This is a genomic window from Pseudomonas cerasi (assembly GCF_900074915.1).
Lineage (GTDB): Bacteria > Pseudomonadota > Gammaproteobacteria > Pseudomonadales > Pseudomonadaceae > Aquipseudomonas > Aquipseudomonas cerasi.
In genome coordinates this window covers 733,978-748,879 of record NZ_LT222319.1, presented here as the reverse complement: position 1 = coordinate 748,879, position 14,902 = coordinate 733,978, and the positions used below count along the sequence as shown (strand labels likewise).

Below are 14,902 nucleotides of genomic sequence, written 5' to 3'. Positions count from 1 at the left end.
TAGCGCGCTGTCTTGCGACAGACACACGGAATTTCCCTGTAAACGGAGTGACCCGATGAAATCTCTATACACCCTGGCTCTGGCCTGCGCCGCCTGCGCGGGCATGGCGAGTGCCAATGCCGACGTGCAATCGGTGCCGAAAGAGTCTGCGCAAATGACTCACAGTAACGGTCAACTGCAACCACCTGTTTCATATGCCACGCTGTGGGCTGACGAAAACGGTGCCACGCATGTGGGCCACTGCCGCCTGGAAGGCCTGGAGTTCAAAAGCTATGCCCCGCCAGCCGCGCCGCAATGGGTCGGCGTCTCCCCTGACGATATCGAAAGCATCGCCTACGCGGTGCTGCCGGTGGGATACGTCGGCAACTGGCACCACGCGCCGGGGCCACAATGGGTCGTCACCCTGCAGGGGCAATGGTCGGTGGAGACCACCGATGGCAGTGTGCTGGTGCAAGGACCGGGAGAGATGCAGTTCAATGCCGACACCCGGTCCCGGCCGCGTCCGGATGACGAACGTGTAGGCCACCTGACGCGCACCGTGGGTGATCAACCCAATGTTCAACTGATCATCAAACTTAAACCGGGTGCGGCTGACAAACGTACCAACGGCAGCTGTGCCTACTGATCGCATACGGACCTGAACCTATGAAACCGACCCGTAAAAATCGCTTTCTGCGCCCCTCCTCATGGCTATTGGGCAGTGCGCTCCTGGCTGCGGGTTCAGCAGGCGCAACCGACGCCGTCGCCCCTGTCCGGCAAGTCGTTATCGACCCGGCCTTCAGCCAACTGGTTGCCCCACAGGCCCGCGTCGAGCTGCTCACCGATCAGGCGAAGTGGGCAGAAGGCCCGCTGTGCCTGGCCGATGGCCGTTTGATCTGGAGTGACATCAAGGCCAACAAGGTCAGCAGCTGGCAGGCAAAGGATGGCGTGTCCACCTGGCTGGAAAAAGCCGACTTTCAAAATGGGCATACGCTCGACGGCCAGGGCCGTGTGGTGGCGGCCTCCCATGGCAAGCGCGGCATCGTGCGGCAGGAGCCCAATGGTGAGTGGCGTACATTGGTCGACACCTACCAGGGCAAACGGCTGAACAGTCCGAACGATGTAGTGGCGGATAAAAGCGGCGCTCTCTGGTTTTCCGATCCCACCTTCGGGGTGTTGAGCAAAAGCGAGGGCTATGGCGGCAAGCCTGAGCAAGGCGGCGAGTTCATCTATCGCTACGTACCCGACACCGGGCAGATCACCCGTCTCGACACTCCCGAAGTCCACTCGCCCAACGGCCTGGCCTTCTCGCCGGATCAGCAGCTGCTTTATTTGGCCGACTCACAAATGGCCCACGACTTCACCAACAAGAAGCTGGCACATCGCATCATGGTCTATCAGGTGCGCGACGGTCGCTTGATCAACGGCAAGGTGTTCGCTGACATCCAGCCCGGCATCCCTGACGGGATCAAAGTCGACGCGCTTGGCAACCTGTGGAGCAGCAGCAAGGAAGGTATTCAGGTGTTTTCCGCAGCAGGCAAGCCACTCGGAAAACTGCTGGTCGCGGCTGCCGATACCAGCAACCTGACGTTCTGCTCCAGCGAGCAGGCAAGCTGGGCGTACATTACCGCTGCCAACAAGGTGCTCAGGGTGCAGGTGATGAAGAGCGTAGCTGGTCAGTAGGACGAACTGTCCCGATGCTCATCGGGTAGCAGTAAACCGATTCAAAGCCCGGCACACGGTGCCGGGCTTTACCTGCAGAGCCTAGAACCAGGTCTCCATCTGGATGCCGAACTGCCAAACACCACCGGAGTTGAAATCACTTTTGCCGAAGTTGCCGGTCGTGCTGTAGCGGTCCAGATCCGAAGACCAGTTCATGAGGCTTGCGAACACTCGCAGTTCGGGGCGTGTGAGCAGGTCACCCATGTCCGGCTTGAAGGTCGGCGCAACCGTAAACTTCCAGAAGTTACCGTCAACCGCATTACGTTGCAGATAGCCTTTGGGGTCGAGGTCCATGGTTTGCCAACTCAGCTCGTAGGCCATCTCGAAGTTGCTGTTGATCTCGTTGGCCAGGCGCATGTTCAGCGTGAGCCAGCGGTAATCGTCGCCTTTGACGTAGCGGTCTTTGCTCTGCTCTGCCAGCAGGCTCGGGCCGATGCGCCATCCCGGCGCGATAGGTGTCTCGCCATACATGGCCAGACGCACTGCGCGGGCGTCGTCGATCAGTTCGCCATCCGCGCCAATGTCCTTGACCTGCGCACCCAGGCCCTGCCCATAGAGCAACGCCGTCTTGAAGAAGCCTTCCCGACCGAAAAAGTCCTTCTGGTGATTGGCCAACATGGTGTGCAGGCCTGAATCTGCGGGTGCAAAACCGGCTTGATTGGTGCGCGTACCGACGTCGTTTTTCTTTGCGCCAATGGCGTTGAACATCCACTGCCACTGACCATTGTCGAAGAATTGGTTGGAGGTCAGGATGTAGCTTTCCACATCGGCATCGACGCCGCCCTCACTGAAATCTCCGTAGTTACGTCCGATCAGGGAATAGTTCGAGCGCCAGTCCTTGGTCATCTGCACATCGTAGATACCGCCACCGGTCCCGGCCAGAAAGACCACGTCCGAGTCCAGCCAGTGGATATCGAAATTATCCCTGTCGAAGCGCTTGCCGGCCCACAGCGTGGCGTTTTCGAACACTGAATTCCCCTTGAAAGCGGCAATGTGGTCGAGTTCGGTAAATACCTGACGCACGTTCAGGCTGCTTTCGGTGGCCGTCCAGTCGTTATAGCTTTCAACGCCGTCGGCGATGGAGACGGTGAACTTGGAGCGCGTGCCGTTCTGCGCGTAGATCTCTTTCGACAGATCGAAGCGCATGTAGGTGTCGTCTTCGTTACCCAGGCGCCCGACCGCACCACCGACTGAACCTGCGGGGGTTGTATAAGGCCCACCGCGACCGCCGCCCAAACCGTCGTTGATCAACAGACCGGAGCGAGCGTAGCCCTTGAAGCTGAACCCGTCGGTGAGGTGTCCGGCACTGCCTGGTTTCTCCATGCTTTGCTGGCGGGCTTCGAGTTTTGCCACGCGATCATCCAGAGCCGGCTGTGAACTGGCCGCAACGGTGGACGCAGAAGTGGGTGCGGCAGGCTGCGCAACGGGGGTCGAGAGTTTGAGTTGCTGAAGCTCCCTGGCGAGCGCCTGGGTTTGCTGTTCGGCTGCGGCTGCACGTTTTTCCGCAGCGCTGGCACGGGCTTCGAATGCGGCCATCCGCTCTTCCAGAGTCGCGGCTTGAGAGACGGTTGTCGAGGTGCCGAGTACCCCTGCGAGTAGCCATCTTGATGCGTTCTGCATGTGGACTTCCTGTTTTGTTTTTATTGTTTTCGTGACGTTGGCCGAGCCTTTTTCCTTCAGCACAAAATTGTGCAAATCGGAGAAAAAAGGGTGCCACATCGAAAATACGCTGTTACATTGACTATGTTAACGTTAACTTTTATAAAAACAAAAATAAAGAGGGCTCTATGAAACAGCTGAAATCTCTTCTTCCCGCCGCGCTGCTCACCCTGTCCGCCGGGTTTTCTGCGCTGTCGAACGCAGCCGATCTGACGATCTCGTGCGGGGCCGTCGGCGCTGAATTGCAACTGTGCAAGGAGGCAGTCGATAGCTGGTCAAAACAGACCGGCAACAACGTTCAGGTGGTTTCCACGCCTAACTCTGCAACCGAGCGCCTGTCGTTCTACCAGCAGATCCTCAGCGCCCAGTCCACCGACATCGACATCATTCAAATCGACATGGTGTGGCCGGGGATGCTCGCCAAACACCTGACGGATCTGCGCGAACTGCTTCCGGCAAATGCGACACAAGGCTATTTCCAGGCACAGGTGGACAACGCCACCGTCGACGGCCGGCTGGTGTCGATGCCCTGGTTTACCGACTCGGGGCTGCTGTATTACCGCAAGGATCTGCTCGACAAGTACCAGCAGCCGGTCCCCCAGACCTGGGAGGACATGACCGCTACCGCCAAAAAAGTGCAAAAAGCCGAACGCGATGCGGGGAATGCCACTATGTGGGGCTACGTGTTCCAGGGGCGCGCCTATGAAGGCCTGACGTGCAACGCCCTGGAATGGATCAGCAGCCAGCCGGACGGCGGACTGGTCAACCCGCGCGGAGACATCGTGGTCAACAGCCAGGCCTCACGAGTCGCGCTGACCCTGGCAAAAAGCTGGATCGGCGAGATCTCCCCGCCCGGCGTCCTTAACTACACCGAGGAAGAAGGCCGTGGCGTATTCCAGTCGGGAAATGCGCTGTTCATGCGCAACTGGCCTTACGTCTGGGCCTTGGTGCAAAGCAAGGACAGCGCGATAAAAGACAAGGTCGGCGTCGCGCCCCTGCCCAGTGGCGGCGCGAACGGCACCCACGCTTCAACGCTCGGAGGCTGGGGCCTGGCGGTTTCGCGCTACAGCCGCAACCCCAAACTGGCGGCAGAACTGGTTGCCTACCTGACCAGCGCCCAGCAGCAAAAACAGCGTTCCCTGGCAGGTGCCTACAACCCGGTCATCGAGTCCCTTTATGCCGACCCCGAGTTGCTCGCGGCGATGCCTTACTACCCGCAGTTGCACAGCATCCTCAGCAATGGGGTCATGCGCCCCGCCGCGATCACGGCCAACGGCTACCCACGCGTCTCCAACGCATTCTTCGATCGGGTGCATAGCGTGCTGGCGGGCGATATTCCGGTCGATCAGGCACTGGTCGAACTGGAACGCGAACTGACCCGCATCAAACGCCGGAACTGGTAAGCCACACGTAAGGAAATCAACATGCCCGTCTCTTCTACCGACTTCCCCGGAGACGACGAACTCGTCATCCGGGAAACGCCTGTACAACGTCGCAGGCTACGCGCCGCCTGGCTGTTTCTGACGCCGATGCTGGTGTGCCTGGTACTGGTGGCGGCCTGGCCGTTGCTGCGCACATTCTGGTTCAGCCTGACCGATGCCGATCTGTCGGATACCGGCAGTGGCTCATTCGTGGGCCTGAGCAATTATCTGCTCTACGACGGCGTCATCTGGTCTGGCGTGCTGGTCGATCCGCAATGGTGGAACGCGGTGCGCAACACCCTGCATTTCACCGTGGTGTCGGTCGGGCTGGAAATGGTCCTGGGACTGATGGTGGCGTTGCTGTTGAACGTCAAGTTCACCGGCCGCGCGCTGGTCCGTGCGTTGATTCTGATCCCTTGGGCGATTCCGACCATCGTCTCGGCGAAGATCTGGTCGTGGATGCTCAATGACCAGTTCGGCATCATCAACCATATGATGCTGAGCCTGGGCCTGATCGACGCGCCGCTGGCCTGGACGGCAGATGCGGACCTGTCGATGTGGGCAGTGATCATCGTCGACGTCTGGAAGACCGTGCCCTTTGTCACCCTGCTGATGCTCGCGGCACTGCAGATGCTGCCAAGCGATTGCTACGAAGCCGCCAGGGTCGACGGCATTCATCCGGTGCGGGTGTTCTGGCGAGTCACCTTGCCGTTGCTGATGCCCGCCTTGTTGGTCGCCGCGATCTTTCGCATTCTCGATTCGTTGCGGGTCTTCGACGTCATCTACGTCCTGACCTCCAACTCTTCGAGCACCATGAGCATGTCGGTCTATGCCCGCCAGCACCTGGTGGAGTTCCAGGACGTCGGCTACGGCAGCGCCGCCTCCACCCTGCTGTTTCTGGTCGTGGCAGTGATTGCCATGCTTTATCTGTACCTCGGACGTCGCCAGCTGGAGGTGCGCTCATGAACCTGCGCCCACTGAAGAAAGCGCTGCTGCGCCTGGCCTTCTGGGGCCTGGTCGGGGTCGTGCTGCTGTACGCGATCTTCCCTTTCTATTACGCCATCCTGACCTCGCTGAAACCGTCCAGTGCCTTGTTTGAAGTGAGCTACTGGATCACCGAAGCCGACTTCTCCAATTACGCAGCGGTCCTCAGCCAGGCTTCATTCCTGCAGGCCATCGCCAACTCACTGGTGGTTGCGCTGAGTGTGGTAGTGCTGGCGCTGTTCCTGGGCCTGACGGCGTCCTACGCCCTGGGCAGGGTCAAGTTCCGAGGCCGCGGCACGGTGCTGATGATGGTGCTCGGCGTCTCGATGTTTCCTCAGGTCGCGGTGCTGTCGGGGCTGTTTGAAGTCATCCGCGCACTGGGTCTGTACAACACCTCATGGGCACTGATCCTGAGCTACACGATTTTTACCCTGCCCTTCACCGTCTGGGTGCTGACCACGTTCATGGGGCAACTGCCGCATGAGCTGGAAGAAGCGGCAATCATGGATGGCGCATCGCCCTGGGTCACGCTGACCCGCGTGCTGTTGCCGCTGCTGTGGCCCGCACTGGTCACGACCGGCCTGCTGGCTTTTATTGCCGCGTGGAACGAGTTCCTGTTTGCCCTGACCTTCACCCTGACAGACGCGCAACGAACGGTCCCGGTCGCCATCGCCCTGATTTCGGGTGGCAGCTCCCACGAATTGCCTTGGGGCCTGTTGATGGCGGCGTCGGTGCTGGTGACCGTCCCACTGGTGATTCTGGTGCTGATCTTCCAGCGCCGCATCGTTTCCGGCCTCACTGCCGGCGCGTTGAAAGGTTGATGCACACAACTGACAAGGAACAGCATCGTGATGAAATTGAAGCTAGCCAACATCAACAAGCAATTGGGCGGCACGCGCATTCTGCGCGATGTCAGCCTGGAGATCGCTGCGGGTGAGTTCGTTGTGTTCGTCGGCCCTTCGGGCTGCGGAAAGTCGACGCTGCTGCGCTTGATCGCCGGACTGGATTCGATCTGTGCTGGCGACCTGCTGATCGACGGACGACGGGTCAATGACCTGGAACCGCGCGAGCGTGGTGTCGGTATGGTCTTTCAGTCCTACGCCCTGTACCCGCACATGAGCGTCTACGACAACATCAGTTTCGGCCTCAAGCTGGCCAAGACGGAAAAAAGCAGCCTGCGCGAACGCGTGCTGAAAACCGCGCAGATCCTGCAACTGGACAAACTGCTGCAGCGCAAGCCCCGGGAATTGTCCGGCGGGCAGCGTCAGCGCGTGGCCATGGGCAGAGCCATGGCGCGAGAACCGGACATCCTGTTGTTCGATGAACCGCTTTCCAACCTGGACGCCTCGCTGCGGGTCCAGATGCGCAACGAAATCGCCCGGCTCCACAAGCGGCTGGGCTCGACGATGATCTACGTCACCCACGATCAGGTCGAGGCGATGACCCTGGCGGACAAGATTGTCGTGCTCAACGGCGGTCAGGTCGAACAGGTCGGCTCACCACGCGAACTCTACGAGCGCCCTGCCAGCCTCTTCGTCGCCGGTTTTCTGGGCTCGCCGAGAATGAATTTTCTGCCGGTAAGCTTGCAGGCACCGGGTCGCAACAGCCTGATCGACATCCCGGCACTGGGTATGAAATCCCTGCCCTTCGACAGCTCGAATCTGACCGAGGATGCGCAACTGACCCTGGGTGTTCGCCCGGAGCACATCACCCTCAATGTTGCGAACAACGGCGTTGGCGTCACGGTATCCGGTGTCGAATACCTGGGCAGCGAGGTCTATGTGCATCTGGCTACCGGGGCGAGCGAGCCCTTGATTTGTCGCTGCGATGCCAAGGCCGGCTGGCAGGCAGGCGATCAGGTCGCGCTGCAATTCGACGACAGCAACCTGCACCTGTTCAACGCCGATGGCCTGGCCCTGAAGCGCCACACAGACGCCAGTCAACACCTGACACCCGGCATCACACCGCACCTCGTACAAGCAGGCACCCTATGAGTTTTTCTGCAAATGCCATGAGCAAGCCGATGTCTCCCGCCCTAGAGCGCGCGCGCCATGCGCTGGAAGAGGGCCTGTCGCAGCTCGTCCACGATTATCGCCCCGGTTACCACCTGGCCCCGCCTGCGGGCTGGATGAATGACCCTAACGGGGTGGTGTTCTTTCGTGGCGAATATCACGTGTTCTATCAGCACCACCCGTTCGACGCAAAATGGGGCCCGATGTACTGGGGCCATGCAAAGAGTGCCGATCTGGTCCATTGGCAGCACCTGCCCATTGCCCTGGCGCCCGGTGATGACTTCGACCGGGACGGCTGTTTTTCCGGCAGTGCAGTGGTATATGACGACACCCTGGCGCTGATCTACACCGGGCACACGTGGCTGGGTGATGTGGGCGACGAGCGTTTCATCCGTCAGGTGCAGTGCCTGGCCACCAGTACCGACGGCATCAGCTTCATCAAACACGGCGCCGTTATCGACACCCCGCCGCAAGACGGGATGATTCATTTCCGTGACCCGAAAGTCTGGCGACAGGATGGCCACTGGTACCTGATTGCCGGCGCACGCCTGGGCGACAAACCGCTGCTGCCGCTCTATCGATCCAGGGACCTGCACGCGTGGGACTTCGTCAGTTATGTGTCCACAGGCGGCGAAGGCGACGGCTATATGTGGGAATGCCCGGACCTGTTTGGCCTCAATGAACGCGACGTACTGCTTTACTCCCCCCAGGGCGTGCCGGCGCAGCGCTACGAGCGACTGAACAGGTTTCACACCGGCTATCGAGTGGGCCAGGTCGACAGTCAATGGCAGTTCACCGGCGGGCCTTTTATCGAGCTGGACAGCGGTCACGATTTCTATGCGGCGCAGACGCTGGTGGCTGCCGATGGCAGGCGTCTGCTGTGGGCCTGGATCGACATGTGGGAAAGCCCGACCCCAACCGAGGCACATCACTGGCGCGGCATGCTGGGCCTGCCGCGAGAACTTGAAGTACGCGCCGATCGCCTGTGCGTGCAGCCCGCGCGCGAGCTGACAGCGTTGCGCAACGCGTCACTGCCAGGCACCCCCTGGTGGAGCGAAGCGGGTAGCCAATCGCTGGCCGACATACACGGCGACATGCTCGAAATCCACGTGCACCTGGACCTGCTCGACTGCATCGAAGGTCACCTGGGTGTGGCATTGCGTTGCAGTGAGGATGGCAAGGAGCAGACGCTGCTTTACTACGATGCGTCGCTGAAACGTTTGATACTCGACCGTACTCAGTCGGGCACCCACGTCAGCGGTCAGCGCAGTGTAGCGATAGATCCACAACATAATCAGCTTGAACTGCGGATCTTCCTTGATCGCTCGTCCATCGAGGTGTTCGAGCAAAACGGCAGTTTCAGCTTCAGCAGCCGTCTTTATCCACAGACCGACAGCCTGGGGGTAAAGCTTATTGCCAACGGAACCGGAGGCCGGGTCTGCATCGCCGACGCATGGCAACTCGCCTCGGGATACCTGTCGGTAAATCATTGAAGTCGCGAAAAAAATCAGGTCTCTGTAGCATGATAATCATCAGTCAACCCGACAGGCTCCGCTTCGCATGACCTCAGTTAAAGACGTTGCAAAACTGGCCGGTGTGTCTCTGATGACGGTGTCTCGGGCGCTCAATGATCCGGGAAAACTGAGCCCGGATACTTATCAGCGAGTGCGCAACGCGATCGATGAGCTTCAATTCGTACCCAGCCTGTCGGCTCGCAGGATTCGCGGCGACAACCTGCAGACCCGAACCATCGGCGTATTTGCCCTGGACACCGCAACGACGCCGTTTGCGGTCGAGCTGCTGCTGTCGATCGAACAGACCGCGCAGCAGGCAGGCTGGAACGTATTTATCCTCAACCTGCTGAGCAATCCGCCCACTGACCAGAACATTGACCTGATGCTGTCGCACCGCCCCGACGGGTTGATCTTCAGCGCCATGGGGTTACGCAAAGTGAGTATCCCCCAGCGCCTGAAGAGCAAGCCGCTGGTGCTCGCCAACTGCGTAGCTGATGACAGCAGCCTGGTCAGTTATGTGCCAGACGACGAAACGGGTCAGTACCGCGCCTTGCACCACGCGTTCAGCAAGGGCTATCGACGCCCGTTGTTCATAAACCTGCCAAAACAGAGCCTGGCCTGGGAAATCCGCCAGGCGGGTATGTTGCGTGCCTGCGAGGCATTCGGCCTGACTCGCGACGAACTCTTGCAGTACAACCTGTCCGAACACGATGCCTACTGGGAAACCGCCGCTATCCTTGCACGGCACATGATAGATGGGCGTCCGCAGTTCGACATTCTGATCTGCGGCAATGACCGCATTGCCTTTTGTGCCTACCAGTTGCTGCTGGGCCAAGGCCTGAAAATCCCCGGCGATGTTGCCGTACTGGGTTATGACAACATGATCGGCATCGCCGAGCTGTTCATTCCTGCGCTGACCACCGTGCAACTGCCGTATTACGAGATCGGTCGCAACGCCGCCCGGCACCTGATTGAAAGCCTTGAAGTGTCGGGCTCCCAGCCGGTGGACTGCCCGCTGGTGATCAGAGAATCGTTATGAAGCCTTGCGTGGGATAGCTCACGCAGCAAGTCGTCACGGGACCCTCCAGACAAAAGCGACTGCTCTTGAGCCCTGATTTACACCCCTGAAACGCTGACCGTATTAAATGGTTACGATTGAGAGGGGTAAGAGCGTCTGGCTGTCCGGCCACTCTAAAAAGATAGCTTTTCTCTTACTTTTCAAACGCCTACTGATTGCACGCTCAAAATAGGCGAGCTGTACACCCTCTGACTTACATGAATCCCGCCCCAAAAAAGCGCACTAAACAAATTAAAGAACAAAACCGTGCGCAACTAATGCACGAACTAATCCAGAAACAAAACCCGACTACCTCAAGTAATATTTCTGGTAGCCGATAGTTCTAAAGCCGTGAAAAATCAATTCTACAAGGAGGTCAGTGACAATGAGAAACTTGAAAGTATCTGCGCGCGCAGCACTCAGCTTTATGTTTATTGCACTCTTATTGGTCGCCTTGGGTGGTATGTCAGTATGGAAAATGGGAGAAATCCGCGAGACGGCCAGAGACATTGAAAACGATGCATTGGCCAGCGTGGTGGTTGCAGACCGAATCAATGCCACGATGCTGCGCCTGCGCCTGGAAGTCCGCAGAATGCTGTCCCAGACCAATCCACAGGACATGGCCACCACGTCCGGCATGATCGCTTCGCTGAGTGATGAGTTGAAAAAGCAGGTAGCCCTTTACGCCCCTTTTGTCGCCAGCGATAAAGAAGGACAACTGTTCAAAGCCGTGTCGGAAAACACCGATAAAGCACTGGTTGCATTCGACCAGGTGACTGCACTTATCCGTCAAAACGCAACCATTGAAGCGCTGGCCTACCTGAGTTCAAACGTGACGCCTGTTACCCGTCTTCTCGACGACGCTGTGAACGGGCTTGTTCAAATGAACATTGACGAGGCGGCAAACTCAGGAAAAGAATCCGAGGATTCGTATCAAAGCGGCTTAACGTTTGTGATCTTCATTATTGCAGCCGCGACGCTGGCGACGATTGTGCTGGCCGTGCTGTTCACCAAAAGTATCGTCACGCCGTTGCGCGACATGCTGCGTGTCAACGACACCATCGCCAAGGGTGATCTGCGCAGCGTGATTACCGTCACGGGCAAAGACGAATTTTCCGACCTGATGCGCTCTGCCCAGGTCATGCAAAACAATCTGCGCGATACGATCAAGCTGATCGGTGATTCATCCACTCAACTGGCATCCGCCGCTGAAGAAATGAACGCGGTCACCGAGGAGTCGAGCAAAGGTTTGCTGCGCCAGAATAACGAAATTGATCAGGCAGCCACCGCCGTTAACCAGATGACCGCTGCGGTCGATGAGGTGGCGCGTAATGCTGCCGCTGCATCGGATGCAGCCAAAGCCTCTGATCAGTCAACCCGCACCGGCGCAGCACGGGTTACCAGTACGGTCGACGCCATCGAGAAACTGAGCAAGACCGTGCAGAGCACCAGTGTCGATGTAGAGCGTCTGGCCGTGCAGTCCAAGGACATCAGCAAGGTATTGGAAGTCATTCGTACCATTGCGGAACAAACCAATCTCCTGGCCTTGAACGCAGCCATCGAAGCCGCCCGGGCAGGTGAGCAGGGACGCGGTTTCGCGGTGGTGGCTGATGAGGTCAGAGCGCTGGCCCATCGTACCCAGACCTCGACTCAGGAAATCGAGAAAATGATTGGCGACATCCTCACGGGCACTGCACAGGCCACCAAGGCCATGAGTGAAAGTTGCGATCAGGCCGGTGGCACACTCACCATCGCTCATGAAGCCGGAGCAGCACTGACCCTGATCGCAAAAGCAATCAATGAAATCAACGAAATGAACCTGATGATTGCGACCGCATCGGAGCAGCAGGCGCAGGTAGCCCGTTCGGTCGACGGCAACCTGATGAGTATCCGCGATCTTTCCATCCAGAGTGCAACGGGGGCCAATCAGACAGCGGCGGCCAGTGCCGAGCTCTCAGTGCTTGCTGTAGACATGAATAAGCTGGTGGCCAGGTTTTCGCTCTAAGGGTTTTCTACTGCTTCAGGTCGTGATGCTGTGGATACTGATTCCACAGCATTCAGGGCCAATCAACTGCATACGTCTGGACAAATGCAGGACGGTAAGAGGAGCGCATTAACGCCCCTCTGAGCCGTGAGTTTCCTACGCGTCAGTCAGCACTGCCGGTCAGCAGTGTTCTTGTGGCCGCAGTAACATCCTCTTTGCGCATCAGACTTTCGCCGACCAGAAAGGTAGTAATGCCGGATTTTTTGAGTCGCAGGCAATCGTTATGGTTGCCGATGCCACTTTCACCGACCAGCAGTTTGCCTGCGGGCACCATGGATGCCAGTCGCTCGCTTGTGCCGAGGTCTACTTCGAAGGTATGCAGGTTGCGATTATTGACGCCGAGCAGCGGAGAAGACAGTTTGAGCGCACGCTCCATTTCATGTTCGTCATGCACTTCCACCAGAACGTCCATCCCCAGCGTCATGGCCGCATCTTCAAGTTCGGCGGCGAGGTCGTCACTCAATGAGGCCATGATCAGCAATATGCAATCCGCGCACCAGGCACGTGCCTCATATACCTGATAAGTGTCAAACATGAAGTCTTTTCGTAACACAGGAAGGGCGCAAGCGTTTCGCGCATCGATGAGAAACTGCGGGGAACCCTGGAAGCTGGGCGTGTCGGTCAGAACGGATAAACAGGCGGCCCCACCGGTTTCATAAGCCTTCGCCAGTTCAGGCGGGTTGAAGTCTTCGCGAATCAGGCCTTTTGATGGACTTGCTTTCTTTATTTCTGCAATGAGCCCCAACAGACCCTGCTCTTCTTTTGCTTTCAGTGCTTTATAAAAACCGCGGGGACTGGACTGTTCGAGGGCACGCTGCTTGATGCGACTTAATGGTACGTTAGTTTTTGCCGCCTCTATTTCTTGAAGCTTGTAATGTTTTATTTTATTTAGAATATCACTCATGGCAGTCACTCATATTAGCGGGTAATCTATTGAATTAAGCCCTGTAGCGCCTCGACGTACGCATGCTCATTATCGCCCTCTGGCAATACTTAAACGAGCGTACATTCACTGATCGAGAAACAAAAATTAAATTTAATTTATCCACCTTTAAACACATTATCGCGTTAATATATCATGATCGTCCATGGTGTAAACCCGGGTAACACGGTCTCTGTAACGTATATCAACAACTGAACCCGGCCGATTAAGATGGCGAAACAATATCAACTTTTCGGCACAGCCTGGCGATTTACCTGGGCGAGTCCACGCCTCGGCTGTTACTACTGGCAACCCTGCTGATCGGCGCACCGGCAAACCTGAAGTATCTGCTGGTCAATCGGCTGATTCGCAGCCCCAGTAAGCTGGAACTGCTTTCCGTGGTCGTGCGCCAACGTCTTGCTCGCACTGCTTTTGACGCTCGTGTCAGGCGTCAAGGATTACCTGCTTTATGGGTTGCTGCCGCATTCGACAACTTTTCAGGCCTTGACCCGGTTTATCGAACTCGCCGAACATTGCCCGATGATTGCCAAGGCCAGCGTGGATCTGCAGGCCACCCGCAACCGCTTCACTCCTTCTCAAACGACAAACCAGCGACAGGGAACGTCATCAATGCAATCCAATTTCAGCAAGGGCGTTATCTTTGCGCTCTCCGCCGCCGCACTGAACGCAACCATTGGTGTGCTCAGCAAGGTACTCATGAGCAATGGCTTCACCTCCAGCAGCGTTGCCGTCATCAAAACGATACTGGGGTGCATACTGCTCTCGATCGTGCTGCGTTTCCTCAAGCGTCCGACATCAGCCGCCAAATGGAGCCAGGCCGCGATCTGCGCGTTCCTCGGTATTTTCGTGCTGTTCCATTTCGAAACGTCCGCCTACCGACATTACGCTGCGGCGGGTGTCGTGGTCGTACTCATGGCCAGTGCCTCAATCTCGTCGATCATTCTGGGGCGCCTGTTACTGAAGGATGCCATCACTGCAAATGCAACCGTGGGCGCCGCACTGGCCATCTCAGGTATTGCGGTGATCTTCGGCGCTGATTTGCAACAGGGCTTCACTCTGGAGGGTGCAGCGCTGGCCTCGATCGCAGGCTGTGGCTACGGTGCGTTTTCGGTTGCCATGAAAAAAATGGGCGTTTCGGGGGGCCTGCATTTCACTCGTCAATTGCTCTTCTTCGGCAGCCTGTACCTGCTGATGCCGGCCGCCGCCGATGGTTTCGTGATCGGCGAGCTGTCATCAATGGCTATTGCCGCACTGCTGGCGCTGGCCGCCCTGCCGACCATCCTCGGCTTTTTCTGCACGACCAAGGCCATTGAGTACCTCAAGCCATCCCAGGTGCAAGCGCTTGAACTCACCGAACCACTGTTTGCGGCATTGCTGGCATTTGTAGCCCTCAATGAAGTACCGCGCGAAAGCCTCTATCCGGGAGCGGCCCTGATCATCGCTGGTTTGTGCTTCTCCAACGAACTGATACGCCTGGGTCAAAAAGCGCCGACGCGGGCCAGTCAGTAAGGCAGGCAGCGGCCTGTCAGTTGCGAGCACGTTGATTCCAGTACCCGATGTCATGCGT

The 14,902-nt window shown here is 58.0% G+C and carries 12 protein-coding genes; 10 read left to right on the top strand and 2 right to left on the bottom strand.

From position 1 onward, the window contains the following. Positions 1-55 precede the first annotated feature (55 nt). Together PCPL58_RS05870 and PCPL58_RS05865 are read left to right on the top strand one after the other, a co-directional pair. Positions 56-625, top strand: coding sequence for a cupin domain-containing protein (locus tag PCPL58_RS05870; RefSeq protein ID WP_003430782.1), 570 nt, complete (start codon positions 56-58; stop codon positions 623-625). 20 nt (positions 626-645) lie between these two features. After that, positions 646-1,662: an SMP-30/gluconolactonase/LRE family protein gene (locus PCPL58_RS05865; RefSeq protein ID WP_065349017.1), complete on the top strand. Its 1,017-nt coding sequence runs from the start codon at positions 646-648 to the stop codon at positions 1,660-1,662. An 81-nt stretch (positions 1,663-1,743) separates the two neighbouring features. Here the strand turns inward: PCPL58_RS05865 and PCPL58_RS05860 are convergent, their stop codons facing one another. After that, complete coding sequence (locus PCPL58_RS05860; RefSeq protein ID WP_042930958.1) at positions 1,744-3,321, bottom strand: carbohydrate porin; 1,578 nt, start codon at positions 3,319-3,321, stop codon at positions 1,744-1,746. A gap of 167 nt (positions 3,322-3,488) precedes the next feature. Here PCPL58_RS05860 and PCPL58_RS05855 point away from each other — a divergent pair, with 167 nt between their 5' ends. The 7 genes from PCPL58_RS05855 to PCPL58_RS05825 all read left to right on the top strand — a co-directional run bounded on the left by PCPL58_RS05855 (position 3,489) and on the right by PCPL58_RS05825 (position 12,353). Next, positions 3,489-4,763 carry an ABC transporter substrate-binding protein gene (locus tag PCPL58_RS05855; protein ID WP_065349016.1) on the top strand — a complete coding sequence of 425 codons (1,275 nt, stop codon included), beginning with the start codon at positions 3,489-3,491 and terminating at the stop codon, positions 4,761-4,763. Between the two features lie 21 nt (positions 4,764-4,784). Next, complete coding sequence (locus PCPL58_RS05850; RefSeq protein WP_065349015.1) at positions 4,785-5,747, top strand: carbohydrate ABC transporter permease; 963 nt, start codon at positions 4,785-4,787, stop codon at positions 5,745-5,747. After that, on the top strand, positions 5,744-6,586 hold the full coding sequence (locus tag PCPL58_RS05845; RefSeq protein WP_003430791.1) for a carbohydrate ABC transporter permease: 843 nt from the start codon (positions 5,744-5,746) through the stop codon (positions 6,584-6,586). Before PCPL58_RS05850 ends, PCPL58_RS05845 begins: the two co-directional genes overlap by 4 nt. A gap of 27 nt (positions 6,587-6,613) precedes the next feature. Next, positions 6,614-7,759: an ABC transporter ATP-binding protein gene (locus PCPL58_RS05840; RefSeq protein WP_173926051.1), complete on the top strand. Its 1,146-nt coding sequence runs from the start codon at positions 6,614-6,616 to the stop codon at positions 7,757-7,759. Next, complete coding sequence (locus tag PCPL58_RS05835; RefSeq protein ID WP_065349013.1) at positions 7,756-9,270, top strand: glycoside hydrolase family 32 protein; 1,515 nt, start codon at positions 7,756-7,758, stop codon at positions 9,268-9,270. Before PCPL58_RS05840 ends, PCPL58_RS05835 begins: the two co-directional genes overlap by 4 nt. Before the next feature lie 67 nt (positions 9,271-9,337). After that, a complete protein-coding gene (locus PCPL58_RS05830; protein ID WP_065349012.1) occupies positions 9,338-10,330 on the top strand; it encodes a LacI family DNA-binding transcriptional regulator in 993 nt (330 codons plus the stop codon). Positions 10,331-10,733: 403 nt separating this feature from the next. Beyond that, a complete protein-coding gene (locus tag PCPL58_RS05825) occupies positions 10,734-12,353 on the top strand; it encodes a methyl-accepting chemotaxis protein (RefSeq protein ID WP_065349011.1) in 1,620 nt (539 codons plus the stop codon). Positions 12,354-12,495: 142 nt separating this feature from the next. Here PCPL58_RS05825 and trpC read toward each other — a convergent pair whose 3' ends face one another. Next, positions 12,496-13,296 carry an indole-3-glycerol phosphate synthase TrpC gene (trpC, locus tag PCPL58_RS05820; RefSeq protein WP_065349010.1) on the bottom strand — a complete coding sequence of 267 codons (801 nt, stop codon included), beginning with the start codon at positions 13,294-13,296 and terminating at the stop codon, positions 12,496-12,498. 648 nt (positions 13,297-13,944) lie between these two features. On the opposite strand from trpC, the gene PCPL58_RS05815 reads away from it, so the two are divergent. Continuing rightward, positions 13,945-14,844: a DMT family transporter gene (locus tag PCPL58_RS05815; protein ID WP_003371145.1), complete on the top strand. Its 900-nt coding sequence runs from the start codon at positions 13,945-13,947 to the stop codon at positions 14,842-14,844. Positions 14,845-14,902: the final 58 nt, after the last annotated feature.